Genomic DNA, 26294 nt, shown 5'->3' with positions numbered 1-26294 from the left:
CTCCTGTGTCGGTCCCACGGTGGTTCCCGAACCCGTTGGCCCCACAGAGAGAAGGTTCTGGTGGACCAGATCAACCGACACCTCGTAGCCCTCCTGACAATCGGTGTCCTCGTCGCAGTTCTGTCGCTTCTGGCACCCGAAGCCGGGGCTTCCCTATCCGGTGCCGCAACGGTGGTGGCTCTGCTCGCTCAGGTCGCGCGTCGTAAGTAGCGTCACGGCGGCGCCCAAGCGGCCACCCTGGCGATGAAGTGGTGTCGTAAGCGGCCGGCCGGTCGCAACTGGGGCCGACACAGAGTGAAAGGCTTGCGGCTGGTGGAGCAGCCGCAAGCCGGGCGCACGGAGCCCGTCGCCGTCCACACCTGGGGTGGCCCTTCGTCGCGCTTGAGCCACCGAAGCTCCCACGAACAGCGCTCCCCCTTCCTCACGGAGCCCAAACGCGCCAGCTGCGGTCAGTGGCCCGGCACCATCGGGTCCCGCCGCGCAGCGCGCTCGGCCTGCACCCGCGGAGACGAAGACGGCTCCGTCAGCCGGTAGTCCCGGAACCACCTGCCAGACCGGCTCAAGTGCACCCACCGCCGGTGAGTACGTCACGCAATCGCGACGGTGATGCTTCTCCCACAACGGTCACTCATCCGAGACGTCCGGCTCCGTGTCTCCTGTCTCCTCGGCCGATGGAGCGAGGAATAGCGTGCAGAGCCTGTCGAGGATCCAGGTTCCGCTGTTCAGCGTCGTACCGTCGATCGTCACCGGGTGCATGAGCATTGGAGTGGCGGCGAAGACGGCGAGAACGGCTTCCTGCACTCCGAGGACCGGGGCAAGGCGCTCGTGGAGCCGGAGAAGCTGCGCCGCTCCCCGCGCGAGGATCTTGCCCTCGTAGTGCCACTCCGGAGAATCCTCCCGCTCCTCCGCGAGGACGCCGAGGCCGGCGGCGACGAGGTACGGGTCCCAGGCGTCGGGGTGCGAATTCAGCCAGGCGACCGTGGCCGCCAGCTCGTCGCCCTCGACCGCTGGGAGGGGATCCGCGGCTCTCGGAGCAACTAGGGGTTCCGGCAGTGCGTCCCTGAGCTGCGGGAGACCCGTCTCAATCGGGTCGCTGTCGAGGAGGTTGTAGAACAGTGCCCGCGTCATGGCTGTCGGCCCTTGCCCCGTGATCGCGGTAAAGGGTTTGAGCTCCCAGCCGGGGTCGGCGGTTGCCCGCTGCGCGTCGGTCTCGAACCGGTTGATGGCGTGCGTGGTCATGTGAGCGCGTGGAGCCCGGGGGTTCTTCTGTGCGGCCTCCGCCGCCGCACGGGTAGCACGCCAAACGAGGTTGTAGAGCTCGCCGAGCGGCCTGTGCTCGGCCACCTTGTACGCGGCCTCGGAGAGCCGGGCAGCGTGGTTTTCGGGTACAGCGGGCAGGTTGAGGTCGTCGAGCCGGTTGGTGAAGTAGCGGAGAGCCTCCTCCGCGATGAGCTCCCGGGCGACGGCCAGCAGATCCTCTTGACGACCTTCGTTCATCCCGGCGGGCGACAGAGCGGCGGCGAGATGAGCGTCGAGCTCCTCGACGGCCTTGCCCGCGCTTGTACCGTGGGGTGCGTAGTAGTGGGCGGCCAGCGGATAGAAGCTGCCTGACAGTTGAGGCGTGTCGATGGCGTCCAGATCGCCCTCGGCCTCGCGCAGGGCTTCCTCGAAGGTCGCCGGCTGCCAGACGAACACGGTCGCGGGGCTGGAGGCATGGATCCTGAGGAGATCGGCCCGGATCAACGTGCCAAGGAGCGAGCCGACCTTTCCGCTGTCCGGATGGAGCGGGTCCGGCCACGAGCCCACCGCGGTGATGGGAGAAGTCGACGGCGCGTACCGCAGTAGGGCCAGTGCGCCGACCATCTCCCGTACCCCCAAGGCCGGCACTTCCCCGTTCGAAGGGAAGACAGCGGCGTACTCCTCAGCGATGACGTCCCGCTGGAGCCGCTTCCAGCGTGCGTGGCCGGATTCGACGGCGTTCCGCTTTTCGGCCCTCGCCGTGGCGGCTTCACGCTTGGCCTTCCGCGCCGGATCGATGATGACGCGCACGGCAGAGGTCAGCGACTCGTTGCAGTCGGCGCAAGCGGGGTCGGAGCCGTCACAGACCTGCTGAAAGGCGGCTCGCGAGGTCAGGCTCAGCGAACCTCCGCACTGCGGGCACACTCGTCCGGCCACTACGGCTCGGACACCGGCTGCGGCAACGGCATAGATCTGGTGACCCCAGCCTGCGGTGTCGATGTCCTTGGCCTTCTCGCACCAGACCGGAGTGCCGAGCTCGGGCGCGAAACCGGCGAGCGCCCAATACCGCTCCCCGATCGCCACCAGTTCCGCGTCGGCTCCGTCGAGGGGGACAATCGCAGGAACGAGCTGGGCAAGATCATTTACAGCCGGTCGCGGCCTGGGAACGTCACTCACACCTCGCACCCTATGACCACCGTCGGCCGCGACGCAGCCGGTTCCGGTGGGCTGGGTGTGACGACATCAGGCGCGTACGTCTCGCTGTTGCAGTTCCTTGAGAACCGCCGCCACCGTGGCGAAGTCGTTGTCCACGTGGAGCACCGTGTGCCCGTGATGGACCGCTGTCGCACACACCACGAGGTCGATGGCTCCGGCGGCGCGGTGCTGCGCCCGCTGGGTGAGCTTGTACTGCGCGGTGTCGACCCAGCGCCAGGCGTTCTTGGGGACCGGCGAGAGATGACAGAGATTATCCAGCTCTTCAGCCAAGTCGTCCCGATGCGCCGAGCCAGTGGCCGAGTAGAGGAACTCCGCCTTCGTGGGTTCACAGACATGGAACACGCCGGCGGCGATGTGGCCTTCCCAGAGCCGCAACGCGCCCGGGGTGCGGAAGAGGTACCACAGGGCGGACGTATCGAGGAGGTACGTGATCACTCGAAGGCTGCCTGCCGTGCACGCTTGGCCGCTGTATGCGCCGCGGCCGCGGCCTCGAACTCGCCCCGCTCACCTCGCGCCGCAAGCTTCTCGGCGGCCTCCAGCCGCTTGACGCGCGCCACATAGTCCCGCAGAGCTCCGTTGACCGTCTCCTTCTTCGTCGACGCACCCATGAGCCGCATCGCCTCGGCCAGAGCCTCGTCATCGAGATCGACCTGAGTCACAGACATACCGGCCACCCCTCCACCTCTAGAAGTCCACGATGTACATAAGCATGACACTTCACCAACATTCTCGGGCGCCGACGCAAGACGCGGAGGAGGCTCGGGGGGGGGCGATGGCACGCCGATGCGGGGCGGTCGAGCGGAGCACAGCACTCCCCCGACGACCGTGGGACCGTTCCACGACGCCCCCACGGAGGCGTCGCCACAAAACACCAGACCAAAGCCACCCAGAGAACACCTTCGGCCTACGAGGGCCCGCGTTCACCACACTCCAGAGGCGATCGCCACACCCGAAAACATCCCCGGAAAACGCGTTACCCCAGGTCAGAACGATTCTGCCTGGGGATACTGGGTGGGGCGGGTGGGACTCGAACCCACGGCCGACGGATTATGAGTCCGCTGCTCTAACCGGCTGAGCTACCGCCCCGTCTCGGCGTGGCGCGTACAAGTGTGCGCCCGTCTGCCGCAGCATAGCCGGTCATACGATCTCCCGCTGCGGCTGCCCGGCTGCTGATGACCATGAAGACGGCGCTGCTCGCCGACCGGTTCCGGGCACACGAAAAAGGACCCCGAAGGGGGTCCTCTTCCGATCGCTCCCCCGACTGGACTCGAACCAGTAACCCTCCGGTTAACAGCCGAATGCTCTGCCAATTGAGCTACAGGGGATCGCGCTCCCCCGACTGGACTCGAACCAGTAACCTGCCGGTTAACAGCCGGCTGCTCTGCCAATTGAGCTACAGGGGATTGCTGCGGTGCCTCGAACGTACCTGCCTGGCGGATGCCGGGCGGCGCGCGTTCGCTGCGACACATACATTAGCGCAAGCAGGGGGGTGCTTTGCCAATCGGTATCGGCCGGGGTGATCTCGGGCGTCTGCGGGTAGGCGGGCAGCACACGTCGCACGGAGCGAAGGAAGGGTGGCAGCCATGCGGTACCGGCTCACGTTCATCGCCGGAGTGGCCCTCGGTTACGTGCTCGGCACGCGGGCCGGGCGCGAGCGTTACGAGCAGCTGAAGAAGTCCGCGCGCCAGTTCGCCCAGAACCCGGCCGTGCGCAACACCTGCGAGACCGCGGCCCAGAGCGGCCGGGAGTTCGCGGGCAAGGCGTACCACGCCGTGGGCGAGAAGGTCGGCGACAAGGTGCCGGCGTCCGTGACGGACCGGGTGCGGTCCATGCGGGGACGCGGAAACGGCAACGGCGTCGAGGACGACTGGGGGACCACCAACACCTAGCCGGCCCCGCCGTCGCTTCTGCCGCACCACCGGTACGGGAAACCTCCGGGGGTGCGGCAGAATCTGTGTATGGGCATAGTCGCCGGCTTGGACAGTTCTTCCGCGTTCACACACATCGTGGTCTGCGATACGGACACGGGCGCCGTACTGCGCGAGGGGTACGCCCCGCACCCCGTGGAGGCGAAGGCCACCGAGGCCGATCCGCAGGCGTGGCTGCTCTCCCTCGGTGAGGCCGCCACCGGCGGGCTGCTCGAAGGGGTGCAGGCCATCGGCGTGTCCGCGCAGCAGCACGGGCTCGTCCCCCTGGACCACCAGGGCAATCTCGTACGCCCGGCGCTGCTCGGCAACGACAAGCGGGCGCAGGCCGCCGCGGCCGATCTGATCGACGGGCTGGGCGGGCGGCAGGCGTGGGCCGAGGCGGTCGGCGCGGTGCCGCAGTCCGCACAGCCGGTGGCGAAGCTGCGCTGGCTGGCCCGGTCCGAGCCGGAGCAGGCGCAGCGGGTGGCGGCGGTGCTCCAGCCGCACGACTGGCTGGTGTGGCAGCTGCTGGGGCGGCCGGCCCGGCGGACCACCGACCGGGGCGCCGCTTCCGGGACCGGGTACTGGTCGGCGGGGACGGAGTCCTACCGGCCGGACCTCGTGGAGCTGGCGCTCGGGCACCAGGCCGCGCTGCCGGAGGTGCTCGGTCCGTCCGACGCCGCCGGGATGACGCCGGAGGGGCTGCTGATCTCCGCGGGGACCGGCGAGACCATGGCGGCGGCCTTCGGCCTGGGCGTCGGGGTCGGGGACGCGGTCGTGTCGCTGGGGGCCTCGGGCTCCGTGATGGCCGTGCACCACGAGGCGCTGGCCGATCCGACCGGGATGATCACGTCGTTCGCCGACGCGACGGGCATGCACCTGCCGGTGGTGCACACGTCGAACGCCGTACGCGCGCTGCGCGGGACCGCCGAGATGCTGGACGTGGAGGGGCTCGACGCGCTGTCCGCGCTGGCCCTGAAGTCGACGCCCGGCTCCTCGGGGCTCGTACTCCTGCCGTATCTGGAGGGTGAGCGCACCCCGCAGCTGCCGCACACCGCCGGGACACTGTGCGGGCTGCGGCGCGAGTCGATGAAGCCGGAGCACCTGGCGCGGGCCGCCTTCGAGGGCATGCTCTGCTCGCTCGCGGACGCGCTCGACGTGCTGCGCGGCCGGGGCGTGGAGGTGCGGCGGGTGTTCCTGCTGGGCGCGGCGGCCGAGCTGCCGGCGGTGCAGCAGCTGGCGCCCGCGCTGCTGGGGACGCAGGTGGTCGTGCCGCAGCCCGCCCAGTACGCGGCGCTGGGCGCGGCCCGGCAGGCGGCGTGGGCGCTCGGGGTCTCGCAGGGGGCGCTCGACGGGCGCACTCCCCCGGACTGGCAGGGCGCGGCGGCGCAGGTGCTGGAGCCCGGCGAGGAGCTGGCCGTGGGGCAGGCGGTGCGCCAGCAGTACATCGCGACGCGGGACCAGATTCACCCGGGAGCGTTCGACCCGCCACGGTGAGTGCGGAGGGACCGCGAAATTATGGACCGGGTCTGTTTTTTGACCTGGACTTGAATAAAAACGTTCGCGGTCCCGGTGAGCGGTGCCGGAAGATGGGTCGGCTCCCCCGACCTACGCCGACTCCGAGAGACACGCGTGCTCATAAAACTCCTGCGGGCCTATCTCGGTCCGTACAAGAAACCGATCGCGGTGCTGGTCGTCTTCCAGCTGTTGCAGACCTGCGCCACGCTCTACCTGCCGACCCTCAACGCCGACATCATCGACAACGGTGTCGTGGAGGGGGACACGGGTTACATCCTCCAGTACGGCGGCGTGATGATCGTCGTCAGCATCGCCCAGGTGGTCTGCAACATCGGGGCCGTCTACATCGGCGCCCGCACCGCGTCCGCGCTCGGGCGGGACGTGCGGGCGTCGGTCTTCGACCGGGTGCAGTCCTTCTCCTCGCGCGAGGTCGGGCGGTTCGGCGCCCCGTCGCTGATCACCCGTACGACCAATGACGTCCAGCAGATACAGATGCTGGTCCTGATGACGTTCACGCTGATGGTGTCGGCGCCGATCATGTGTGTCGGCGGCATCATCATGGCGCTGGGCCAGGACGTGCCGCTCTCGGCGGTACTGCTCGCGGTGGTGCCGGTCCTCGGGATCTCGGTCAGCCTGATCGTGCGGAAGATGCGCCCGCTGTTCCGGCAGATGCAGAAGCGGCTCGACACGGTGAACCGGGTGCTGCGCGAGCAGATCACCGGCAACCGCGTCATCCGCGCGTTCGTGCGCGACGGCTACGAGGCGGGGCGCTTCCGGGGCGCCAACACGGAGCTGACGGACGTGGCGCTGTCCACGGGCCGGCTGATGGCGCTGATGTTCCCGACGGTGATGACCGTCGTGAACGTGTCGTCCATCGCCGTGGTCTGGTTCGGTGCGCACCGCATCGACAGCGGCGGGATGGAGATCGGCGCACTGACCGCGTTCCTCGCCTATCTGATGCAGATCGTCATGTCGGTGATGATGGCGACCTTCATGTTCATGATGGTGCCGCGCGCCGAGGTGTGCGCCGAGCGCATCCAGGAGGTCCTGGAGACGGAGTCCAGTGTCGTCCCGCCGGTCGAGCCGGTGCGCGAGCTGCGCGCCCACGGGCATCTGGAGGTGCGCGGCGCGGACTTCCGCTACCCGGGCGCCGAGGAGCCGGTGCTGCGGTCGGTGGACCTGGTGGCGCGGCCGGGCGAGACGACCGCGATCATCGGGTCGACGGGCAGCGGGAAGTCGACGCTGCTCGGTCTCGTACCCCGGCTGTTCGACGTGACGGACGGCCAGGTCCTGGTCGACGGGACCGATGTGCGGACGCTGGACCCGGTGCTGCTGGCGAAGACGGTGAGCCTGGTCCCGCAGAAGCCGTACCTCTTCTCGGGGACGGTCGCGACGAACCTGCGGTACGGGAATCCGGACGCGACCGACGAGGAGCTGTGGCACGCGCTGGAGGTGGCCCAGGCGAAGGAGTTCGTCCAGGGCCTGGAGCACGGGCTCGACGCGCCGATCTCGCAGGGCGGCACCAATGTCTCCGGCGGTCAGCGCCAGCGGCTCTCGATCGCGCGGACGCTGGTGCAGCGCCCCGAGATCTTCCTCTTCGACGACTCGTTCTCGGCGCTGGACTACGCGACCGACGCGGCGCTGCGGGCGGCGCTCGGGCGGGAGACCGCCGAGGCGACGGTGGTGATCGTGGCCCAGCGGGTCTCCACCATCCGGGAGGCCGACCGGATCATCGTGCTGGACGAGGGGCGGGTCGTCGGGACCGGCACCCATCACGAGCTGATGGACGGCAATGACACGTACCGGGAGATCGTGCTCTCCCAGCTGACGGAAGCGGAGGCCGCGTAATGGCCGGGCCTGGCGGACGCATGATGGCGGGCGGGGCGCCGACCGAGCGGTCCATGGACTTCAAGGGGTCCTCGAAGCGGCTGCTGAAGCGCTTCGCCGCCGAGAAGAACACCCTGTACGCGATGCTGGTCGCGGTCGCGTGCAGCGTCGGGCTCTCCGTGGTCGGCCCGAAGATCCTCGGCAAGGCGACGGACCTGGTCTTCGCCGGGGTCATCGGCCGGTCCATGGACGCGGGGACGACCAAGGAGCAGGCCGTCGAGGGCCTGCGCAGGAGTAACAGCGGCCTGGCCGACCTGCTCTCCAAGGTGGACTTCACACCGGGCCGGGGCATCGACTTCGGCGCGGTGGGCGACGTCCTGCTGGTGGCCCTCGCGGTGTACGTCGGCGCGGGGCTGCTGATGCTGGTGTCGACGCGGCTGTCGATCCGGGTGATCAACCGGGTCGTGTTCCAGCTGCGCGAGGACATCCAGACGAAGCTGTCGCGGCTGCCGCTCTCGTACTTCGACCGCGCCAGGCGCGGCGAGGTGCTGAGCCGGGCGACGAACGACATCGACAACATCTCGCAGACGATGCAGCAGACGATGGGCCAGCTCATCAACTCCCTGCTGACGATCATCGGTGTGCTGGTGATGATGTTCTGGATCTCGCCGCTGCTTGCGCTGGTCGCGCTGGTGACCGTGCCGCTGTCGGTGGTCGTGGCGACGAAGGTCGGCAAGCGCTCGCAGCCGCAGTTCGTGCAGCAGTGGAAGGTGACGGGCAAGCTCAACGCCCACATCGAGGAGATGTACACCGGCCACACCCTGGTGAAGGTCTTCGGCCGGCAGGAGGAGTCCGCGAAGGACTTCGCCGAGCAGAACGAGGCGCTGTACGAGGCCGGGTTCAAGGCGCAGTTCAACAGCGGGATCATGCAGCCGCTGATGATGTTCGTGTCGAACCTGAACTATGTGCTGATCGCCGTGGTCGGCGGGCTCCGGGTGGCGTCCGGCGCGCTGTCGATCGGTGATGTGCAGGCGTTCATCCAGTACTCGCGGCAGTTCTCGATGCCGCTGACCCAGGTCGCCTCGATGGCCAACCTGGTGCAGTCCGGGGTCGCCTCGGCGGAGCGGATCTTCGAGCTGCTGGACGCCGAGGAGCAGGAGGCCGACCCGGCGAAGGGCGAGGGCGAGCACCCCGGCATCCTGCGCGGCAGCGTCGCGCTGGAGCACGTGTCGTTCCGCTACGACCCGGAGAAGCCGCTCATCGAGGACCTGTCGCTGAACGTCGAACCGGGCCACACGGTCGCGATCGTCGGCCCGACGGGCGCCGGCAAGACGACGCTGGTCAACCTGCTGATGCGGTTCTACGAGGTGACGGGCGGCCGGATCACGCTGGACGGCGTGGACGTCGCGAAGATGTCCCGGGCGGACCTGCGCGCGGGCATCGGCATGGTCCTCCAGGACACCTGGCTGTTCGGCGGGACCATCGCGGAGAACATCGCCTACGGGGCCTCCGGCGACGTGAGCCGGGAGCGGATCGAGGAGGCGGCGAAGGCGGCCCACGCGGACCGCTTCATCCGGACCCTGCCGGACGGTTACGACACGGTGATCGACGACGAGGGCTCCGGGGTCAGCGCGGGCGAGAAGCAGCTGATCACCATCGCCCGGGCGTTCCTGTCCGACCCGGTGATACTCGTGCTCGACGAGGCGACCAGCTCCGTCGACACCCGGACCGAGGTGCTGATCCAGAGGGCGATGGCGGGCCTGGCGCACGGCCGTACGAGCTTCGTGATCGCGCACCGGCTCTCCACCATCCGGGACGCCGACGTCATCCTGGTCATGGAGAACGGCTCGATCGTGGAGCAGGGCACGCACGACGAACTGCTGGACGCGAAGGGTGCCTACGCCCGGCTGTACGCGGCGCAGTTCGCCCAGGCGGTCGCCGAGGTCGACTGAGCGGTACGGCCGCTCCGCGGCTGCCCCGACGGGTGCATGTCCTAGTCGAGGTAGCCGCGGAGCTGGTCGGCGGAGGCGTGGTCGCGGAGCCGGGTGAGGGTCCTGGACTCGATCTGGCGGATGCGTTCGCGGGTCACGCCGAAGATGCGGCCGATCTCCTCCAGGGTGCGGGGGCGTCCGTCGACCAGCCCGTAGCGCAGCTGGACCACCTTGCGTTCGCGCTCGCCCAGGGTGGAGAGCACGTCCTCCAGGTGTCGGCGCAGCAGCAGGAAGGCCGCGGACTCCACGGGGGACGCGGCGTCCCCGTCCTCGATGAGGTCGCCGAGCGAGACGTCCTCCTCCTCGCCGACCGGGGCGTGCAGCGAGATGGGCTCCTGGGCGAGGCGCAGGATCTCGCCGACCCGTTCGGGCGTCAGGTCGAGGTGGCCGGCGACCTCTTCGGGCGTGGGTTCGTAGCCGCGTTCCTGGAGCATGCGGCGCTGGACCCGGACGACGCGGTTGATCAGCTCCACGACGTGGACCGGGACCCTTATGGTGCGCGCCTGGTCCGCGAGGGCGCGGGACATGGCCTGCCGGATCCACCAGGTCGCGTACGTCGAGAATTTGTAGCCGCGCGCGTAGTCGAACTTCTCGACGGCGCGGATCAGCCCAAGGTTGCCCTCCTGGACGAGGTCGAGCATGGTCAGGCCGCGGCCCACGTAGCGCTTGGCGACGGAGACGACGAGGCGCAGGTTGGCCTCGATGAGGCGGCGCTTGGCCATGCGGCCCATGACGACGAGCCGGTCCAGATCGACGGCGAGGCGGGTGTCGGGGTCCGGGGTGCGGGCGAGGCGTTCCTCGGCGAACAGGCCGGCCTCGATGCGCCGGGCGAGCTCCACCTCGTCGGCGGCGGTGAGCAGCGGGATGCGCCCGATCTCGCGGAGGTACTGGCGGAACAGGTCCGAGGTGGGCCCGGCCTCCGGTCTCCCGCGCGGCTCCGGGGGCTCGTCCGGCTCCTCCAGGACCCCTTCGGGGTGGTCCGCCGCCATGGCCTGTACGGGGACGGCGGGGGCGCGCTCGGCTTCGGTGACGGTCCGGGTCTGCACGGGGGCGACCTCCAGGTGATCGCTGCCGGACCGCGGGGGTGGGGCCGCGCTCCGATGACTCAGGGCACCGCCATCAGTGTGGGGTACGACACACAGCCGCCACGAGGGGCGTGCGGTGACTTTCTGAATCCGTGCCGTGACGGCCCGGTGATGTCAGAGGGCGTCGGCGCCGTGATTGCGCAGGGTCTGGGCGTACTGCTGGAGGACCCAGACCTCGTTCTGCGCGGCGGCGAGGTGGTCGGGGGCCACATTGCTGCCGAGGCGGGCCAGGCTGCTCTGGACGTCGTTGATCCGGCGGTCGACGGCGCGGAGGCGGACCTTGACCAGGTGCTCCCCGGCGTAGGTCTCGTCGATGGACTTGCCGTGGAAGACCTCGACCGCGAGCTCGGTGATCAGCTTGCGGACCGACTCGTTGGGCGTGGCGTCGAGCACCCGGACCAGGTATTCGCGGCTGTCGGCGAGGCCCTGTTCGGCGCCCCCCGCCTCCGCGATGCACTCGCGCACGGCGGTGTAGGGCGGTGCGGTGAACTCGTCGGAGCCGTAGGCGTCGAAGGCGGGCGCGACGAGCTCGGGGCGCTGGAGGGCGAGCTTGAGCAGTTCGCGCTCGGTGCGGTGGGCGGGGCTGCGGAGGTTGAGCGCGGGGCCCGAGGGGACCGGCGGGGCCTGGACCTGCTGGTGGCGGGCGCCACCGCGGGCGGCGGGGGCGGGTCCGCGCCGGTCGCCGCCCCGGCCCCGGGCCCACTGGGCGAGCTGGTTGATCCGGTGGACGACGTACTCCTGGTCCAGGATGCCGACGAAGCCGGCCAGCTGGACGGCGACCTCGCGCTGGACGCTGCCCGTCTTGATCTTGGCGACGACGGAGGCGGCCTCGTCCAGCGCGGCGGCGCGGCCGGCCGGGGTCTCCAGGTCGTACCGCCCGACGATCTGGCGCAGCGCGAACTCGAAGAGCGGGGTGCGCGGTTCGACCAGGTCGCGGACGGCGTCGTCGCCCTTGACCAGGCGCAGGTCGCACGGGTCCATGTTGTCCGGGGCGATGGCGATGTACGTCTCGGCGGCGAACTTCTGGTCGTCCTCGAAGGCGCGCAGGGCGGCCTTCTGACCGGCGGCGTCGCCGTCGAAGGTGAAGATCACGCGGGCGCTGCCGTTGTCCATGAGGAGGCGGCGGAGGATCTTGATGTGGTCGCCGCCGAAGGCGGTGCCGCAGGTGGCGATGGCGGTGGTGACCCCGGCGAGGTGGCAGGCCATCACGTCGGTGTAGCCCTCGACGACGACGGCCCGGCTGGACTTGGCGATGTCCTTCTTGGCCAGGTCGATGCCGTACAGCACCTGGGACTTCTTGTAGATCGGGGTCTCGGGGGTGTTGAGGTACTTCGGGCCGTTGTCGTCGTCGCGGAGCTTGCGGGCGCCGAAGCCGACGACGTCCCCCGCGGTGTCGCGGATGGGCCACATCAGGCGGCCCCGGAAGCGGTCGATGGGGCCGCGCCTGCCGTCCTGGGAGAGGCCGGAGGTGATCAGCTCCTTGTCGCTGAAGCCCTTGCCGCGCAGGAAGCGGGTGAGGTGGTCCCAGCCGGCCGGGCTGTATCCGACGCCGAAGTGGGCGGCGGCTGCCTGGTCGAAGCCCCGGTCCGCGAGGAACGTGCGGCCGATCTCGGCCTCGGGGCCGTTCAGCTGGTCCACGTAGAACTCGGCGGCCGCCTTGTGCGCCTCGACCAGCCTGATCCGCTCGCCGCGCTGGTGGGAGGGGTTGTAGCCGCCCTCCTCGTAGCGCAGGGTGATGCCGGCCTTGGCGGCGAGCCGCTCGACCACCTCGGCGAAGGTCAGGTGGTCGATCTTCTGCACGAAGGCGATCGTGTCGCCGCCCTCCTGGCAGCCGAAGCAGTGGAAGAGACCCTTGCTCGGACTGACCTGGAAGGAGGGGGACTTCTCGTCGTGGAAGGGGCAGAGGCCCTTGAGGTTGCCTCCGCCCGCGTTGCGCAGCTGGAGGTACTCGGAAACGACGGCGTCGATCGGGACCGCGTCCCGTACCGCCTTCACATCGTCGTCATTGATCCTGCCTGCCACGCGTTGAAGTCTACGGGTGGGCTCGGACAGGGACGGCGCGGGCGGGGGCGGTTCCGGGCCGGCGCGGGGTACTGACGGAGATGTCCGCGCACCGGCCCGGGGTCGCTCAGACCAGGGATTCCAGGGGCACCGAGGGGTCGGCCAGGGCGTCCGGGTCGACGGGGCGACCGGCCCTGATCAGCTTCTGGATGGGCTCAGTGACGTCCCACACGTTGACGTTCATCCCGGCGAGCACGGTGCGGTCCTTCAGCCAGAACGCGATGAACTGGCGCTTGCCCGCGTCGCCCCGGATGACCACCTGATCGTAGCTGCCGGGCGGGGCCCAGCCCGAGTACTCCAGGCCCAGGTCGTACTGGTCGGAGAAGAAGTAGGGCACCCGGTCGTAGGCCACGTCCTGGCCGAGCATGGCGCGGGCCGCGGCCGGGCCGCCGTTCAGCGCGTTGGCCCAGTGCTCGACCCGCAGCCGGGTCCCGAGCAGCGGATGGGCGGCGCTCGCCACGTCGCCGGCGGCGTAGATGTGCGGGTCGCTGGTGCGCAGCGAGGCGTCGACGGCGATGCCGCCGCCCTCCTCGCGCGGGGCGATCTCCAGTCCGGCCGCCTCGGCGAGGGCGGTGCGGGGGGCCGCGCCGATGGCGGCGAGGACGTCGTGGGCGGGGTGCTCCTCGCCGTCGTCGGTGCGCACCGCGAGGACCATGCCGTCCTGGCCGACGATCTCGGTGAGCCGGCCGCCGAAGTGGAAGCGGACGCCGTGGTCGCTGTGGAGCTCGGTGAAGATCTGGCCGAGCTCGGGGCCGATGACCCGGAGCAGCGGGGTGGCCTCCGGTTCGACCACGGTGACCTCGGCGCCGTAGCCGCGGGCGGCCGCCGCGACCTCCAGGCCGATCCAGCCGGCCCCGGCGATCACCAGGTGGCCGTTGTCGCGGCCGAGGGCGGCCAGCACGTTGCGCAGCCGGTCGGCGTGGGCGAGGCGGCGCAGATGGTGGACGCCGGCCAGGTCGGTGCCGGGGACGTCGAGGCGGCGGGGTTCGGAGCCGGTGGCGAGGAGCAGCTTGTCGTAGTGGATGACGGTGCCGTCACCCGTCTCCACGGTGCGCGCCTCGCGGTTCAGGTCGGTGACGGACTGGCCGAGGTGGAGCTCGATCTCGGCGCCCGCGTACCAGGCGGTCTCGTGGACGAAGACGCTGTCGCGGTCCTCCTTCCCGGTCAGGTACCCCTTGGACAGGGGCGGGCGTTCGTACGGATGGTCGCGCTCGTCGCCGATCAGGATGACCCGGCCGCTGAACCCTTCCGACCGGAGCGTCTGGGCTGCCTTCGCCCCGGCCAGCCCTCCGCCGACGATGACGAACGTCCGATGTGCGTCGACCACGTGATGCCTCCTCGGTGCTTGCTGCGCGGCGCCAACTGCGAGCGTCCCGCACGCAGCGTAATGGGGGAAGGGGGTGTGGCCCGATCAGGTCACTCCGGGTGGCGGACGCCCCCTCGGGTGAGGTGGGTGTGCAATGCGCGGGCCGAGGCGTCGGTGAGGGCGGCGATCTGGTCGACGAGGACCCGCTTGCGGGCGCGGTCGTCGGGTGCCGTCTCGTACAGCGCGCGCAGCTGCGGTTCGAGCCCTTCGGGGGCGCGGGCGGTGAGCGCGGCGGCCAGTTCGGCGATGACGATGCGCTGGTCGGCGCGGATCTCCTCCTGCTCGGCGCGCTGCATCACGTAACGGTCGGCGATGGCCTTGAGCACCGCGCACTCGTTGCGGGTGGCGCGCGGGACGACCAGTTCGGCGCCGTACCGGCTGAGGCGTCCGGTGCCGTATCCCTGGCGGGTGGCGGTCTCGGCGGCGAGGCAGAAGCGGCCGATCAGCTGGCTGGTGGCGTCCTTCAGGCGGGCCTGGGCGACGGCGGACCCGTCGTAGCCGTGCGGCCACCACTCCTGGGCGATGAGCCGGTCGAGCGCGTCGGCCAGCTCCTGCGGGTCGGTGTCGGCGGGGACGTAGCGGCCGATGGCGACGTCCCAGATGTCGCGGCGCTCCGGCTCGGCCTCCAGGCAGTTGGGGTCGATGTGGCCCGCGTGCAGCCCGTCCTCGAAGTCGTGCACGGAGTACGCCACGTCGTCGGACCAGTCCATGACCTGGGCCTCGAAGCACTTGCGGTCGCGGGGGGCGCCCTCGCGGAACCACCGGAAGACCGGCAGGTCGTCCTCGTAGACCCCGAATTTGGGCGAGCCGGGGTCGGTGGGGTGGGCGCCCCGGGGCCAGGGGTACTTGGTGGCGGCGTCGAGGGCGGCGCGGGTGAGGTTGAGGCCGACGCTGACCAGGTCGCCGGTGCGGGGGTCGGGGACGAAGCGCTTGGGTTCGAGGCGGGTGAGCAGCCGCAGCGACTGGGCGTTGCCCTCGAAGCCGCCGCAGTCGGACGCGAAGTCGTTGAGCGCCTGTTCGCCGTTGTGGCCGAAAGGCGGGTGTCCCATGTCGTGGGAGAGGCAGGCCGCCTCCACCAGGTCGGGGTCGCAGCCGAGGGCGGCGCCGAGCTCGCGGCCGACCTGGGCGCACTCCAGGGAGTGGGTGAGCCGGGTGCGCGGGCTGGCGTCCCAGGCGGGGCCGCGGGTGCCGGGCGTGACGACCTGGGTCTTCCCCGCGAGCCGGCGCAGCGCCGCGGAGTGCAGCACGCGGGCGCGGTCGCGCTGGAAGGCGGTGCGGCCGGGCCGTTTGTCCGGCTCGGGGTCCCAGCGCTCGGCGTCGAACGCGCCGTAGGGCGCCGTACCGGGATGCTGTGTGCCGTCCGTGCCGTTCATGCGTCCGAGATTAATCGGCGTGCCGACAGGAGGGGTCAGGCGGAGGCCGCGAAGCGTGTGTTCATCGGTATGTCGCACAGGGCCGCTCCGGCCGCGCGCGCCTCGTCGTACCGGTGCAGGAGCAGCCGGGCCAGTGCGGGGTGGGCGCCGAGCGGGGCCGCGGCGATCCACGGTGCGTGGGCGGCGGCGGCCGAGGCGAAGCGCCCGGGGGCGGTGAAGTACGAGGCGACGGCGATCCGGCGGTGGCCCCGGGCGGCGAGCGCACGCACGGCGGCGGGCACGGTGGGCGAGGCGGCGGAGGCGTACGCGGGCACGACGGGCACGCCGCCGAGCCGTTCCCCGAGGAGCCGTGCGGTATGCCGGGCGTCGGCGGCCGATTCGGGGTCGCGCGATCCGGCGGCGGCGAGGACGACGGCGGTGCCCCGGTCCCCCCGGCCCGACCCGTCCCAGCCGGCCTCGGCCAGCCGGTCGTGCAGCGCCTCCACCAGCAGCGGGTGCGGCCCGAGCGGCGCGGCGACCCGGGCCCGCAGGGCGGGGGCGGCGGCGACGGACGCGGGGATGTCGTGCTTGACGTGGTGCCCGCGCCCGAGCAGCAGCGGTACGAGGACGGCCTCGCCGGCACCGAGGGCGTCCAGGGCGTCCGGCAGGAGCGGCGTGTTGAGCTCTATGTGGCCGATACGGACGTCGAGCCCGGGGCGCAGTTCGCGGACCCGGTCCAGGAGGGCGGCCACGGCGTGCGGGGTGCGCGGGTCCCGGCTGCCGTGGGCGACGGCGACCAGGGCGGGGGCGGCGGACGCCGGGCGGTGCGCGGGAAGGTGCCGGATGCGGTGCATGGGGTCGATGGTGGCGGACGCACGTTGCCGGGGCGTTGCATGTCGGTCACGTGGGTTTTCCGCCGCCTCACGGGGGAAGCGCTGCGGCCGGGAGGCCCTCAGCCGCTCCCCCGTACCGCGAACAGGTGCTCGATGACCTGGGCCACCCCGTCCTCCTCGTTGGTCCGGGCGTGCGTCGGCACGGCGGCCAGGACCGCCGGGTGGGCGTTGGCCATGGCGTACCCCGTACCGGCCCAGGCGAGGACCGTGAGGTCGTTGGGCATGTCACCGAACGCGATGACGTCCGCCGCCTCGATGCCCCGTTCCGCGCAGAGCACCGCGAGCGCGCCGGCCTTGGTGACGCCGGGCGCGCTGATCTCCAGCAGCCCGCGCCCGCCGGAGTGGGTCAGCTGGACGGTGTCGCCGGCCCCCGGGCGGGCGGCGGCGAGCAGGGTGTCCGCGTCGAGCTGTTCCGTCCAGGCGAGCAGCTTGGTGACGGGGGCCTCGGTGAGCCACAGCTCGGCGAGGGAGGCGACGGGGAGTTCGGCGCCCTCGTCCTCGGACAGGCGCAGCCGGTAGGCGGGTTCGTAGAAGACCTGGTTGCCGGTCTCCAGGGCGAAGCCGACGCCGGGGACGGCGGCGGCGAGCGCGGTGGCGACCTGCCGGGCGACGGACAGGGACAGCATCTGCGAGGAGACGACGCTGCGGCTCGCCATGTCGTAGACGAGGGCCCCGTTGCTGCACACCGCCGTGCCCACGAGGCCGGTGGCCTCGGCCAGCCGGTCCACGAAGCGGGGCGGCCGGGCGGTCACGATGACGATCTCCGCCCCGGCCTCCTCGGCGGTGCGCAGGGCGCGCAGGGTGCGGGGCGAGAGCGAGCCGTCCCCGCGCAGAAGGGTGCCGTCGAGATCGGAGGCGATCAACCGTGGAAGCGACATCGCCCGATGGTACGCGGACCGCCCGGGCCGGTCCGAGAACCCATTCGGCCGCCGGATCGTCCAGTAGGGCAGGGGCGGTCGGCCCTGGGAGCAGGGGGCGGACGAGTGAGGGTACGGATGCGGCGGACACCGGGAAGCGAGCGGACGCGGGGCGTCCGGCTGCTGAGAGCCCTGCGGCCCCGGCTGCTGCCGAAGACCCGGCGGGGGCGGCGGCGGGCGGTGCAGGGGGTGATGGCCGCGTGTGTGCTGGCGCTCGCGCCGGCGGCCTGGCTGCATGTGGTGGCCGATGCCCGGATCAGGACCGTGGAGGACGTGCCCGCGCGGCAGGTCGCGGTGGTGTTCGGGGCCGGGCTGTGGGACGGGAAGCCGTCCCCGTACCTCGCGAACCGGCTGCGGACGGCCGCCGCGCTCTACCGGGAGGGCAAGGTGAAGGTCGTCCTGGTGACCGGGGACAACAGCCGCGTGGAGTACGACGAGCCGGACGCGATGCGGGCGTTCCTGGTCGGGAAGGGCGTGCCGGACGACCGGATCGTCAGCGACTTCGCGGGCTTCGACACCTGGGACTCGTGCGTGCGGGCGAAGAAGATCTTCGGCGTGGACCGGGCGGTGCTGGTGAGCCAGGGCTTCCACATCCGCCGGGCCCTCGCACTGTGCCGGGCGGCGGGGATCGACGCGTACGGGGTCGGGGTGGACGCGAAGCACGACGTCACCTGGTACTACGGCGGGACGCGGGAGGTGTTCGCAGCGGGGAAGGCGGCGCTCGACGCCCTGTTCGAGCCGGACCCGCACTTCCTGGGCCCCCGCGAACGGGGCGTGGACGACGCACTGGCGGCGGCCTCCCGCTGACCGGCCCCGAGCGGCTCGGACCGAGGTGTCGGCCTCTCCTCGCGGTGGTGGGCGGTCCCCCGTCGATTGTGGGGGACCGCCTCCCGCCGCGCCATCAGCCGCCGTACGGGTGGGTCCTCTTCGCGTCCCGCAGGGCGCGGCCCCACCAGACGAGCTGGTCGAGCAGCGTCTTCACGGCGGCGTCCGGGCCCGCCGGGTCGCGGTGCCTGCCCGCGTCGTCGAACTGGGCCCCGGCGTTGTGGAAGGAGACGGTGTCGCGGATCGAGACGGAGTGCAGCTCGGCGAAGACCTGGCGCAGGTGCTCGACCGCGCGCAGTCCGCCGGAGACCCCGCCGTAGGAGACGAACGCGACGGGCTTGGCCTGCCACTCGTCGCGGTGCCAGTCGATGAGGTTCTTCAGGGGCGCCGGGTAGGAGTGGTTGTACTCGGGGGTGACGACGACGAAGGCGTCCGCCTCGGCCAGCCGGGCCGAGACCCCGGCCAGCACCTCCCGGGCGTCGCCCTCCAGGCGGTAGGAGAGGGCGGTGGGCAGATCGAGGGCGGCGACGTCGACCACGTCCGTCGAGAGCGCGGGGTGGGCGTCGGCGTGGGCGAGGAACCAGTCGGCGATGACCGGGGCGAACCGGCCCTCGCGGTTGCTGGAGAGGATGACGGCCACCTTCAGCGGGGCGGTCTCGGGCAGGGCGGTGGCGGTGGATTCCGCGGTGGTGAGGTCCATGGCGAAGACGTTCGACCATCAACCATGGTTGAGGTCAAGCGTGATCGGGAACGCGCCTCCCGCCGGGTGCCGGCGGCCGCATACCGTGGCCGCATGACGACTCCAGCAGCGGCGGCCCTCCCGTACGCCGAGTTCGACGGCCGGCCCGCCACCGCGGACGATCTGAGCCGGGCACTGTTCTTCAACTACGGCCACTTCACCGCGATGCAGGTACGCGAGGGCCGGGTGCGGGGCCTGGATCTGCACCTGGCCCGGCTGGACGCGGCCAACCGCGAACTGTTCGAACTCCCCCTGGACGGGGAGCTGGTGCGCCGGCTGATCCGGCACGCGCTGGAGAGCGCGGGCGCGGCGGACGCCTCGGTGCGGGTGCACGCGTATCTGCCGCCGGGGAGCACCGCGACGACCGTGATGGTGGCGGTACGGGAACCGGGCGGGATGGACCCCGGGCCGAAGAGCCTCAAGTCCGTCCCGTTCGCCCGGACCGCCCCCCACCTCAAACGGCCCGGCGAGTTCGGCCAGACCTACTACGCGCACCTGGCCCGCCGCGCCGGTTACGACGACGCGCTGCTGACCCTGCCCGACGGCTCGGTGACCGAGGGGTCGGTCACCAACATCGGATTCTGGGACGGCACGGCTGTCACCTGGCCGCAGGCCCCGGCCCTGTCCGGCGTGGCCATGGGCGTCCTGGAACGCGAACTGCCGGGCGCGGGCCTGAAGTCGCTGCGCCGGCCGGTCACCCTGGACGGGCTCGGGGCGTTCCGCTCGGCGTTCCTCACCAACTCGCTGGGCATGGCCCCGGTCGCCCGGATCGACGGCACCGCGTTCACCGTCGACGCGGAGCTGATGGAGCGGCTGGCGGCGGCGTACGCGGCGGCACCGGGCGAGGAGGTCTGACCATGGAGGCCCCCCTGCTGCTCCACATCGAGGGATCACGTCTGCCCGGGCGCTCCTGCCCGGCCGGGCCCGGCTTCCCCGGCTACGAGAACATCCACGTGGGCGTCCAGCGCAAGGACAGTCCCGGCGAACTCCTCGGCCCGACCCCGGCGGACGCGCCGGGCGCCCGCTGGACCCTGGAGTGCACGGCGGCCGAGGACGCGGACGGGGTCGCGGTCCGGGGGCCGTACGTGCAGAACCGGTTCGGCGGGCGCTTCGTGTACCTGTCCTGGGGCACGGTCGACGCGGACGGCCTGTTCACGATGTTCCGGCGGGCCAAGCTGATGTTCGCCGACGTCGACCCGGCCGTCCTGGCGGCGGCCGTGCGCTCGGGGCATCTCACCGCCCGGCTTCCGCTCTCGGACGCCGAGGGACGGCCGCTCTGCGCGCGCGTCCGGCCGCCGGTGATCGAGTGGTCGGCCGAGGCACCCGGGCACCCCTGACGCAGTCCGCCCCCTCCGGACCCAGGGGGGAGAGGTCGGGAGGGGGCGTCGGCCGGGGGCGGCAGTGCGCACCGTCCCGTGGGGGGTTGTGATGCGTGTTCCCGCTCAGCCGCACCTCACGCATGTGATGTACGCCACATTGCCCGGCGGACCCGTCACCCGAACGGCACCACGGCGACACGGACCGTACCCTCTGCTCGCCAACACACCCGTGACCTGCGACGACACCCCTTGGCAAGGAGGGCGCGCCGGGCCGTACGGGTGAGAGCTGACTTGGTGTCAGCAGGCATGGGGGCCGGTCCGGCTGTTGGCTCGGAGCCAGGACACACCCGCCAGCGCCCCTTGCTCGGAGGAAACCCCCATGCGCCGTCCTGCCCGACTCGTGACCGGCACCGCCGCCGCGGCCCTGGCCGCCGCCGCGCTCGGCCTCAGCGCCGCCGCCCCGTCCGCGTACGGGGACGAGCCGACGCCACTGAGGATCACCCCCGCCAGTGCCGCGCCGGGCTCCACGGTCACCGTGGACACCACCGCCTGCGGCGCCGACAGCGCCGCGACCGGCGACGCGAGCGCGCTGGACGCCCCGGAGTTCCCGCTGGCGCCCGTCTCCCTCGAAGAGGCCCTGGCCGGTTCCTTCCGGGTGCCGGGCGGCGTCGCGCCCGGGTCCTACGGCATCGGCGTGGACTGCGCGAACGGCAAGAAGGCCACCGGTGAGATCGAGGTGAAGGCCGCGGGCTCCTCGCGCGACGAGGGCGCCGGGAACGCCGGGGACGCCGAGGACCCCGCGGGCACCACCGGCTCGCCCACGTACGACTTCTCCGACATCGAGGGGCTCGGCAGCGACGAGGACACGGAGGACCCGGACGGGCTCGACGGACTCGACGCCGAGGCCGCCGGCTCCGGCCTCGTCCCGGACGCCCCCGCCGAGGCCGGCCGCTCCACGCCCACCGAGCGCCCCGCGCCCACCGGCCGCCCGACCGGGTCATCCGACTGGGACGAGACGGGGTCCGGGCGTGAGACGCCCTCCGGGCACCGGACCTCGGCCGCGCCCACCGCCCCCTCGGGGCACGTGAAGACCGGAGTCGGCGGCAGCGTCGGCCCGGACACCACCCAGATCGCGGCGGGAGCCGGCGTACTCGCCGCTGCCGCCGTCGGCGGAGCCTGGCTCCTGCGTCGCCGGGCGAGCGGCACGCGGGACGCCGGCTGACGGAGGCATCCACCCCTCCGTACCGCCCGGTGTCCGTCCCGGTGGCCCCGCGCCACCGGGACGGGACCTCTTCCCGCTTCCGTACCCCGGAGGACCACCGTGTCCCAGAAGGCCAAGGGCTGGCTGCTCGTCGTGGTGGCGCTGGCCGGTGTCTGGCTGATCCAGAACGGCGCGGGCACCCGGCTCACCCCGCCGGGCCCGGCCGCCGCCCAGGCGTTCGCCGCCGGGCCCGCCCTGCTGCCCGGCTCCCCGGTCGCCGAGCCGCTGCGCCCCTCCGCGCCCGTACGCATCCGGATTCCCGCCATCCGGGTCGACGCGCCGATGATGCGGCTCGGGCTGGGAGCGGACGGCAGCCTGGACGTGCCGCCGGCCGGGAACACGGACATCGTCGGCTGGTACAAGGACGGCACGCCGCCGGGCGCCAAGGGCACCGCGATCGTCGCCGGCCACGTCGACAACGCGGAGGGCCCGTCGGTCTTCTACGACCTGGGCTCACTGAAGAAGGGCAGCACCGTCGAGGTGGACCGGCAGGACGGCCGTACCGCCGTCTTCACGCTCGACGCGATCGAGGTGTACGAGAGCGACGACTTCCCCGACCAGCGGGTCTACGGCGCCTCCGAGCACGCCTCGCTGCGGCTGATCACCTGCGGCGGCGGATACTCCGAGGCGACCGGCTACCGGGGGAACGTGGTGGCGTACGCCCACCTCACGAGCGTCCGCTGACGCTCAGCTCTGCCACTGGTCGAACCCCAGCTTCGCCACCAGCGAGAACACCACCACCAGCAGCACCCCGCGCACGAACTCGCTGCCCTTGCGCAGCGCCATCCGCGCGCCCAGCAGCCCGCCCGCCAGGTTGAACACCGCCATCAGCGCCGCCAGCTGCCACAGCACATTGCCCTGGTACGCGAACATCGCGAGCGCCCCGGCGTTGGTGCAGACGTTGACGATCTTCGCAGTGGCCGACGCGGTCACCAGGTCGAGGTGGAGCACGGCGGTCAGGGCGAGCACCAGGAAGGTGCCCGTACCGGGTCCGAACAGCCCGTCGTACAGGCCGATCCCGCCGCCCACCAGGACGATCGCGGTGATCCTGCGGGCCCGGGTGACCTGGGGCGGGACGCCGTCGCCGGCGGCCCGGCCGAACTGGGGCCGCAGCATCACGAACCCGGCGACCGCGATCAGCACCACCATGATCACGGGCCGCAGCACCTCGCTGCTGATCCCGGCGGCGAAGAACGCTCCGGTCATCGAACCGGCCAGGGCCGCGAGCCCGATCCGGACCGCCGTGCCCACCTTCACCGGCGCCTTGCGCGCGTAGGTGACGGCGGCGCCCGAGGTGCCGACGATGGCGACCGCCTTGTTGGTGCCGAGGATCTGCGCGGCCGGCAGGTGCGGCAGACCGAGCAGCAGCGCGGGCAGCAGGAGCAGCCCGCCGCCGCCGACCACCGCGTCGACCCAGCCCGCCGCGGCGGCGGCGAGGCACAGCACGACAAGGGTGGTCAGGGTGATGTCCGGCATGAGCACGACCCTATGGAGCGGATGCGTGCACCGTCCAACCGTTCCGGGCCCGCACCGGGAAAGTTGAGCCAACTCTGAGGTTTCCGCAGGACAAGGCCCCTTTTCCGGCCTCCGCCGGCCGCCTCACAGACCTTTTCGGCGGGTGCTGAGCGCAAGGTTCCTCCCGGGAAACAGCGGGGAACCGGCCGGGTAACACCGCCGGGACACGCTTCCGGTCATGAGCACACAGGCCCGGCGCCTGTGGCCCTGCCGAATCTGCTCACCGACGACGGAGGCCCCGAGATGCCGGTGTCCACTCCCCCGACCGCCCCCACCTCAGGTCCTGCCGCCGTGCCGACGCTCGTGGTCGTCGGGCACGGGATGGTCGGCCAGCGCTTCCTGGAGGCCCTGGCCGAGCGCGGTCTGACCGGCGCCTCCGGGACCGCCCGGGTCGTCGTCCTGTGCGAGGAGCCCCGCGCCGCCTACGACCGGGTCCAGCTGACCTCGTACTTCGCCGGGAAGACCCCGGACGACCTGTCGATGGTCGAGGACGGCTTCATGGAGCGGCACGGCTTCGAGCTGCGGCTCGGGGACCCGGCGGTGGCCGTGGACCGCTCGGCCCGTACGGTCACCGCGCGGTCCGGCGAGGTCTTCGCGTACGACACGCTGGTGCTGGCGACCGGGTCCTACCCCTTCGTGCCGCCGGTCCCCGGCAAGGACAGCACCGGCTGCTTCGTCTACCGGACGATCGAGGACCTGCTCGCCATCGAGGAGTACGCGAAGAACGCGACGACCGGCGCGGTGGTCGGCGGCGGGCTCCTCGGTCTTGAGGCGGCCGGCGCGCTGAAGGGCCTCGGCCTGGACACGCACGTGGTGGAGTTCGCGCCCCGGCTGATGCCCGTCCAGGTGGACGCGGGCGGGGGCGCGGCGCTGCTGCGCACCATCGAGGACATGGGCCTGACCGTGCACACCGGGGTCGGCACGCAGGAGGTGACCGCGGGCGAGGACGGCACGGTGACCGGGATGGCGCTCTCCGACGGGTCCGCGCTGGCCACGGACCTGGTGGTGTTCTCGGCCGGGGTGCGCCCGCGCGACCAGCTGGCCCGGGAGTGCGGGCTCGCGGTCGGGGAGCGCGGCGGGATCGTCGTGGACGAGGAGTGCCGGACCTCCGACCCGGCGGTCTTCGCGATCGGCGAGTGCGCGCTCGCCTCGGACGGCCGGGTGTACGGGCTGGTGGCGCCGGGGTACGAGATGGCGCTGACGGCCGCCGAGGTGATCGCCGGCAAGGCGGCCGCGTTCACCGGCGCGGACCTGTCGACCAAGCTGAAGCTGCTCGGCGTGGACGTGGCCTCGTTCGGCGACGCGCACGGCACCGCCGAGGGCTGCCTCGACGTCGTGTATTCGGACGCCCGCTCCGGCGTCTACAAGAAGCTGGTGGTGGCGGCGGACGGCACCCTGCTGGGCGGGGTCCTCGTGGGCGACGCCGACCAGTACGGCACGCTGCGCCCGATGACCGGGAGCGTGCTGCCCGTCGCACCGGAGCAGCTGGTGCTCCCGGCGGGCGCGGGCGGCCCGGTGGCGCTCGGGCCCTCCTCGCTGCCCGACGAGGCGGTGATCTGCTCCTGCCACAACGTCACCAAGGGCGCGATCTGCGAGCACACCACGCTGCCCGAGGTGAAGAAGTGCACCAAGGCGGGCACCGGCTGCGGCAGTTGCGTCAAGGTGATCGGCCAGCTGCTCCCGCAGAGCCAGGACGCGGGCCTGTGCGGCTGCTTCGCGTACACCCGCAGCGAGCTGTACGAGATCGTGCGCACCCTGGGGATCACCTCGTACGCGGATCTGCTGGACTCGCACGGCCGGGAGGAGGCCCGGGGCGGCGACGGCTGCGAGGTCTGCAAGCCGACGGTCGGCTCGGTCATCGCCTCGCTGGCGCCCACGGTCGGCGCGAGCGGTTACGTCCTGGACGGGGAGCAGGCGGCCCTCCAGGACACCAACGACCACTTCCTGGCCAACCTCCAGCGCAACGGCTCGTACTCGATCGTGCCGCGCATACCCGGCGGCGAGATCACCCCGGACAAGCTGATCGTGATCGGCGAGGTGGCCCGCGACTTCGGGCTCTACACCAAGATCACCGGCGGCCAGCGCATCGACCTCTTCGGCGCCCGCGTCGACCAGCTGCCGCTGATCTGGACCCGGCTCGTCGACGCGGGCTTCGAGTCCGGGCACGCCTACGGGAAGTCGCTGCGCACGGTCAAGTCCTGTGTCGGGCAGACCTGGTGCCGCTACGGCGTGCAGGACTCCGTGAAGATGGCGATCGACCTGGAGCTGCGCTACCGGGGGCTGCGCGCCCCGCACAAGCTGAAGTCGGCGGTCTCGGGGTGCGCGCGGGAGTGCGCGGAGGCCCGGGGCAAGGACTTCGGGATCATCGCCACGGCGGGCGGCTGGAACCTCTACGTGGGCGGCAACGGCGGCGCGACCCCGCGCCACGCGGACCTGCTCGCCCAGGACCTGTCCGACGCCGAACTGGTCCGGCTGATCGACCGCTTCCTGATGTTCTACATCCGCACCGCGGACCGGCTGGAGCGCACCTCGGCCTGGCTGGAGCGCATCGAGGGCGGCCTGGAGCACGTCCGGGACGTCGTCGTGCACGACAGGCTGGGGCTCTGCGAGGAGCTGGAGCGGCTGATGGCCGACCACGTCCGCGGCTACCGCGACGAGTGGGCCGAGACCATCAACGACCCCGAGCGGCTGCGCCGGTTCGTCACCTTCGTCAACGCGCCCGACGCGCCCGACCCGTCCGTGAAGTTCGTCCCGGAACGCGACCAGGTCAAGCCGGACCTGGACATCCTCGCGGGACCGGTTCTCGCCATCCGCACTCTTGAAGGGACCGCCTCCTGATGACCACGCAGACACTGGAGACCGCGCAGGACACCCGGACCGTCCGGCTCGCCGCCGGGGACGGCTGGCTCACGGTGTGCGACCGCTCGCTGCTGACCCCCGGCCGCGGGGTCGCCGCCCTCCTCCCGGACGGCCGGCAGGTGGCGCTCTTCCTGGACCGGGCGGGACGCACGTACGCCATCGACAACCGCGACCCGTTCACCGGGGCCTATGTCCTCTCGCGCGGCCTGGTCGGCTCGGACGGCGGGCAGCCCTTCGTCGCCTCGCCCCTGCTCAAGCAGCGCTTCGACCTGGCGACGGGCGCCTGCCTGGACGACGACGAGGTCTCCGTACCGGTCTTCGAGGTACGCGCGGACTGACGCGCACCGGCGGCCGGAAGTACCCCCGAACGGGTGCTTCCGGCCATGCGCGTGCCCGGTCGTACGC

At 71.9% G+C, this 26294-nt stretch carries 22 protein-coding genes and 3 tRNA genes; 11 read left to right on the top strand and 14 right to left on the bottom strand.

Annotation, left to right across the window (positions count from 1 at the left end; all coding sequences use genetic code 11):
* Positions 1-624: 624 nt before the first annotated feature.
* The 6 genes from ACIQZN_RS26565 to ACIQZN_RS26540 all read right to left on the bottom strand — a co-directional run bounded on the left by ACIQZN_RS26565 (position 625) and on the right by ACIQZN_RS26540 (position 3857).
* The gene (locus ACIQZN_RS26565; RefSeq protein ID WP_403998704.1) at positions 625-2415 is read right to left on the bottom strand and encodes a hypothetical protein; all 1791 of its coding nucleotides are present in this window, start codon (positions 2413-2415) and stop codon (positions 625-627) included.
* 66 nt (positions 2416-2481) lie between these two features.
* Positions 2482-2889: a PIN domain-containing protein gene (locus tag ACIQZN_RS26560; RefSeq protein ID WP_403998701.1), complete on the bottom strand. Its 408-nt coding sequence runs from the start codon at positions 2887-2889 to the stop codon at positions 2482-2484.
* Complete coding sequence (locus ACIQZN_RS26555; protein WP_018961649.1) at positions 2886-3119, bottom strand: type II toxin-antitoxin system VapB family antitoxin; 234 nt, start codon at positions 3117-3119, stop codon at positions 2886-2888. Before ACIQZN_RS26555 ends, ACIQZN_RS26560 begins: the two co-directional genes overlap by 4 nt.
* A 347-nt stretch (positions 3120-3466) precedes the next feature.
* Positions 3467-3540 (bottom strand) — tRNA-Ile (locus ACIQZN_RS26550).
* A 166-nt stretch (positions 3541-3706) separates the two neighbouring features.
* Positions 3707-3779 (bottom strand) — tRNA-Asn (locus ACIQZN_RS26545).
* A 5-nt stretch (positions 3780-3784) separates the two neighbouring features.
* Positions 3785-3857, bottom strand: a tRNA-Asn gene (locus tag ACIQZN_RS26540).
* A gap of 180 nt (positions 3858-4037) precedes the next feature.
* On the opposite strand from ACIQZN_RS26540, the gene ACIQZN_RS26535 reads away from it, so the two are divergent.
* From ACIQZN_RS26535 to ACIQZN_RS26520, 4 genes are all read left to right on the top strand, one after another.
* Positions 4038-4343, top strand: a complete 306-nt coding sequence (locus ACIQZN_RS26535; protein WP_403998952.1) for a YtxH domain-containing protein — start codon at positions 4038-4040, stop codon at positions 4341-4343.
* A gap of 69 nt (positions 4344-4412) precedes the next feature.
* Complete coding sequence (locus tag ACIQZN_RS26530) at positions 4413-5858, top strand: FGGY family carbohydrate kinase (RefSeq protein WP_403998698.1); 1446 nt, start codon at positions 4413-4415, stop codon at positions 5856-5858.
* A gap of 135 nt (positions 5859-5993) precedes the next feature.
* Positions 5994-7727 carry an ABC transporter ATP-binding protein gene (locus ACIQZN_RS26525; RefSeq protein ID WP_403998694.1) on the top strand — a complete coding sequence of 578 codons (1734 nt, stop codon included), beginning with the start codon at positions 5994-5996 and terminating at the stop codon, positions 7725-7727.
* Entirely contained in the window at positions 7727-9658 is a 1932-nt protein-coding gene (locus ACIQZN_RS26520; protein WP_403998691.1) for an ABC transporter ATP-binding protein, read from the top strand. Before ACIQZN_RS26525 ends, ACIQZN_RS26520 begins: the two co-directional genes overlap by 1 nt.
* A gap of 41 nt (positions 9659-9699) precedes the next feature.
* On the opposite strand, the gene ACIQZN_RS26515 is transcribed toward ACIQZN_RS26520, so the two are convergent.
* From ACIQZN_RS26515 to ACIQZN_RS26490, 6 genes are all read right to left on the bottom strand, one after another.
* Positions 9700-10743: an RNA polymerase sigma factor gene (locus ACIQZN_RS26515; RefSeq protein WP_403998688.1), complete on the bottom strand. Its 1044-nt coding sequence runs from the start codon at positions 10741-10743 to the stop codon at positions 9700-9702.
* Between the two features lie 153 nt (positions 10744-10896).
* Positions 10897-12804, bottom strand: a complete 1908-nt coding sequence (gene dnaG, locus ACIQZN_RS26510; protein WP_403998686.1) for a DNA primase — start codon at positions 12802-12804, stop codon at positions 10897-10899.
* A 106-nt stretch (positions 12805-12910) separates the two neighbouring features.
* A complete protein-coding gene (locus ACIQZN_RS26505; protein ID WP_403998683.1) occupies positions 12911-14170 on the bottom strand; it encodes an NAD(P)/FAD-dependent oxidoreductase in 1260 nt (419 codons plus the stop codon).
* An 89-nt stretch (positions 14171-14259) separates the two neighbouring features.
* Positions 14260-15582, bottom strand: a complete 1323-nt coding sequence (locus ACIQZN_RS26500) for a deoxyguanosinetriphosphate triphosphohydrolase (RefSeq protein ID WP_403998680.1) — start codon at positions 15580-15582, stop codon at positions 14260-14262.
* A gap of 35 nt (positions 15583-15617) precedes the next feature.
* On the bottom strand, positions 15618-16415 hold the full coding sequence (locus ACIQZN_RS26495; protein ID WP_403998677.1) for a sirohydrochlorin chelatase: 798 nt from the start codon (positions 16413-16415) through the stop codon (positions 15618-15620).
* A gap of 98 nt (positions 16416-16513) precedes the next feature.
* Positions 16514-17317 (bottom strand): Cof-type HAD-IIB family hydrolase, encoded by an 804-nt coding sequence (locus ACIQZN_RS26490; RefSeq protein WP_403998950.1) that lies wholly within the window; start codon positions 17315-17317, stop codon positions 16514-16516.
* Between the two features lie 132 nt (positions 17318-17449).
* On the opposite strand from ACIQZN_RS26490, the gene ACIQZN_RS26485 reads away from it, so the two are divergent.
* Complete coding sequence (locus tag ACIQZN_RS26485; protein WP_403998674.1) at positions 17450-18178, top strand: vancomycin high temperature exclusion protein; 729 nt, start codon at positions 17450-17452, stop codon at positions 18176-18178.
* 94 nt (positions 18179-18272) lie between these two features.
* Here the strand turns inward: ACIQZN_RS26485 and ACIQZN_RS26480 are convergent, their stop codons facing one another.
* Positions 18273-18896: an NADPH-dependent FMN reductase gene (locus ACIQZN_RS26480; protein WP_403998671.1), complete on the bottom strand. Its 624-nt coding sequence runs from the start codon at positions 18894-18896 to the stop codon at positions 18273-18275.
* Between the two features lie 93 nt (positions 18897-18989).
* Here ACIQZN_RS26480 and ACIQZN_RS26475 point away from each other — a divergent pair, with 93 nt between their 5' ends.
* The 4 genes from ACIQZN_RS26475 to ACIQZN_RS26460 all read left to right on the top strand — a co-directional run bounded on the left by ACIQZN_RS26475 (position 18990) and on the right by ACIQZN_RS26460 (position 22199).
* Positions 18990-19790 (top strand): aminotransferase class IV, encoded by an 801-nt coding sequence (locus ACIQZN_RS26475; protein WP_403998668.1) that lies wholly within the window; start codon positions 18990-18992, stop codon positions 19788-19790.
* A gap of 2 nt (positions 19791-19792) precedes the next feature.
* On the top strand, positions 19793-20272 hold the full coding sequence (locus ACIQZN_RS26470) for a DUF5990 family protein (protein WP_403998665.1): 480 nt from the start codon (positions 19793-19795) through the stop codon (positions 20270-20272).
* Between the two features lie 361 nt (positions 20273-20633).
* Positions 20634-21476 carry a hypothetical protein gene (locus ACIQZN_RS26465; protein WP_403998662.1) on the top strand — a complete coding sequence of 281 codons (843 nt, stop codon included), beginning with the start codon at positions 20634-20636 and terminating at the stop codon, positions 21474-21476.
* A gap of 99 nt (positions 21477-21575) precedes the next feature.
* Positions 21576-22199: a class F sortase gene (locus ACIQZN_RS26460; RefSeq protein WP_403998659.1), complete on the top strand. Its 624-nt coding sequence runs from the start codon at positions 21576-21578 to the stop codon at positions 22197-22199.
* Positions 22200-22202: 3 nt separating this feature from the next.
* Here ACIQZN_RS26460 and ACIQZN_RS26455 read toward each other — a convergent pair whose 3' ends face one another.
* A complete protein-coding gene (locus tag ACIQZN_RS26455; RefSeq protein WP_403998656.1) occupies positions 22203-22991 on the bottom strand; it encodes a sulfite exporter TauE/SafE family protein in 789 nt (262 codons plus the stop codon).
* 282 nt (positions 22992-23273) lie between these two features.
* On the opposite strand from ACIQZN_RS26455, the gene nirB reads away from it, so the two are divergent.
* Both nirB and nirD read left to right on the top strand, forming a co-directional pair.
* Complete coding sequence (gene nirB, locus ACIQZN_RS26450) at positions 23274-25868, top strand: nitrite reductase large subunit NirB (RefSeq protein ID WP_403998947.1); 2595 nt, start codon at positions 23274-23276, stop codon at positions 25866-25868.
* A complete protein-coding gene (gene nirD / locus ACIQZN_RS26445) occupies positions 25868-26227 on the top strand; it encodes a nitrite reductase small subunit NirD (protein ID WP_018103288.1) in 360 nt (119 codons plus the stop codon). The genes nirB and nirD overlap by 1 nt, the downstream gene beginning before the upstream one ends.
* The last annotated feature ends 67 nt before the right edge of the window (positions 26228-26294 follow it).

The organism is Streptomyces sp. NPDC097595 (assembly GCF_044761525.1).
In the GTDB taxonomy this organism is placed as follows: Bacteria; Actinomycetota; Actinomycetes; order Streptomycetales; family Streptomycetaceae; genus Streptomyces; species Streptomyces drozdowiczii_A.
This window is presented reverse-complemented; position numbering and strand designations above follow the sequence as displayed.

Coding starts and splice junctions, on each gene's coding strand:
- ACIQZN_RS26555 (WP_018961649.1), bottom strand. CDS start 3,119: ATGTCTGTGACTCAGGTCGATCTCGATGACGAGGCTCTGGCCGAGGCG.
- ACIQZN_RS26535 (WP_403998952.1), top strand. CDS start 4,038: ATGCGGTACCGGCTCACGTTCATCGCCGGAGTGGCCCTCGGTTACGTG.
- ACIQZN_RS26530 (WP_403998698.1), top strand. CDS start 4,413: ATGGGCATAGTCGCCGGCTTGGACAGTTCTTCCGCGTTCACACACATC.
- ACIQZN_RS26520 (WP_403998691.1), top strand. CDS start 7,727: ATGGCCGGGCCTGGCGGACGCATGATGGCGGGCGGGGCGCCGACCGAG.
- ACIQZN_RS26500 (WP_403998680.1), bottom strand. CDS start 15,582: ATGAACGGCACGGACGGCACACAGCATCCCGGTACGGCGCCCTACGGC.
- ACIQZN_RS26495 (WP_403998677.1), bottom strand. CDS start 16,415: ATGCACCGCATCCGGCACCTTCCCGCGCACCGCCCGGCGTCCGCCGCC.
- ACIQZN_RS26485 (WP_403998674.1), top strand. CDS start 17,450: ATGCGGCGGACACCGGGAAGCGAGCGGACGCGGGGCGTCCGGCTGCTG.
- ACIQZN_RS26480 (WP_403998671.1), bottom strand. CDS start 18,896: ATGGACCTCACCACCGCGGAATCCACCGCCACCGCCCTGCCCGAGACC.
- ACIQZN_RS26475 (WP_403998668.1), top strand. CDS start 18,990: ATGACGACTCCAGCAGCGGCGGCCCTCCCGTACGCCGAGTTCGACGGC.
- ACIQZN_RS26470 (WP_403998665.1), top strand. CDS start 19,793: ATGGAGGCCCCCCTGCTGCTCCACATCGAGGGATCACGTCTGCCCGGG.
- ACIQZN_RS26465 (WP_403998662.1), top strand. CDS start 20,634: ATGCGCCGTCCTGCCCGACTCGTGACCGGCACCGCCGCCGCGGCCCTG.
- ACIQZN_RS26455 (WP_403998656.1), bottom strand. CDS start 22,991: ATGCCGGACATCACCCTGACCACCCTTGTCGTGCTGTGCCTCGCCGCC.
- nirB (WP_403998947.1), top strand. CDS start 23,274: ATGCCGGTGTCCACTCCCCCGACCGCCCCCACCTCAGGTCCTGCCGCC.
- nirD (WP_018103288.1), top strand. CDS start 25,868: ATGACCACGCAGACACTGGAGACCGCGCAGGACACCCGGACCGTCCGG.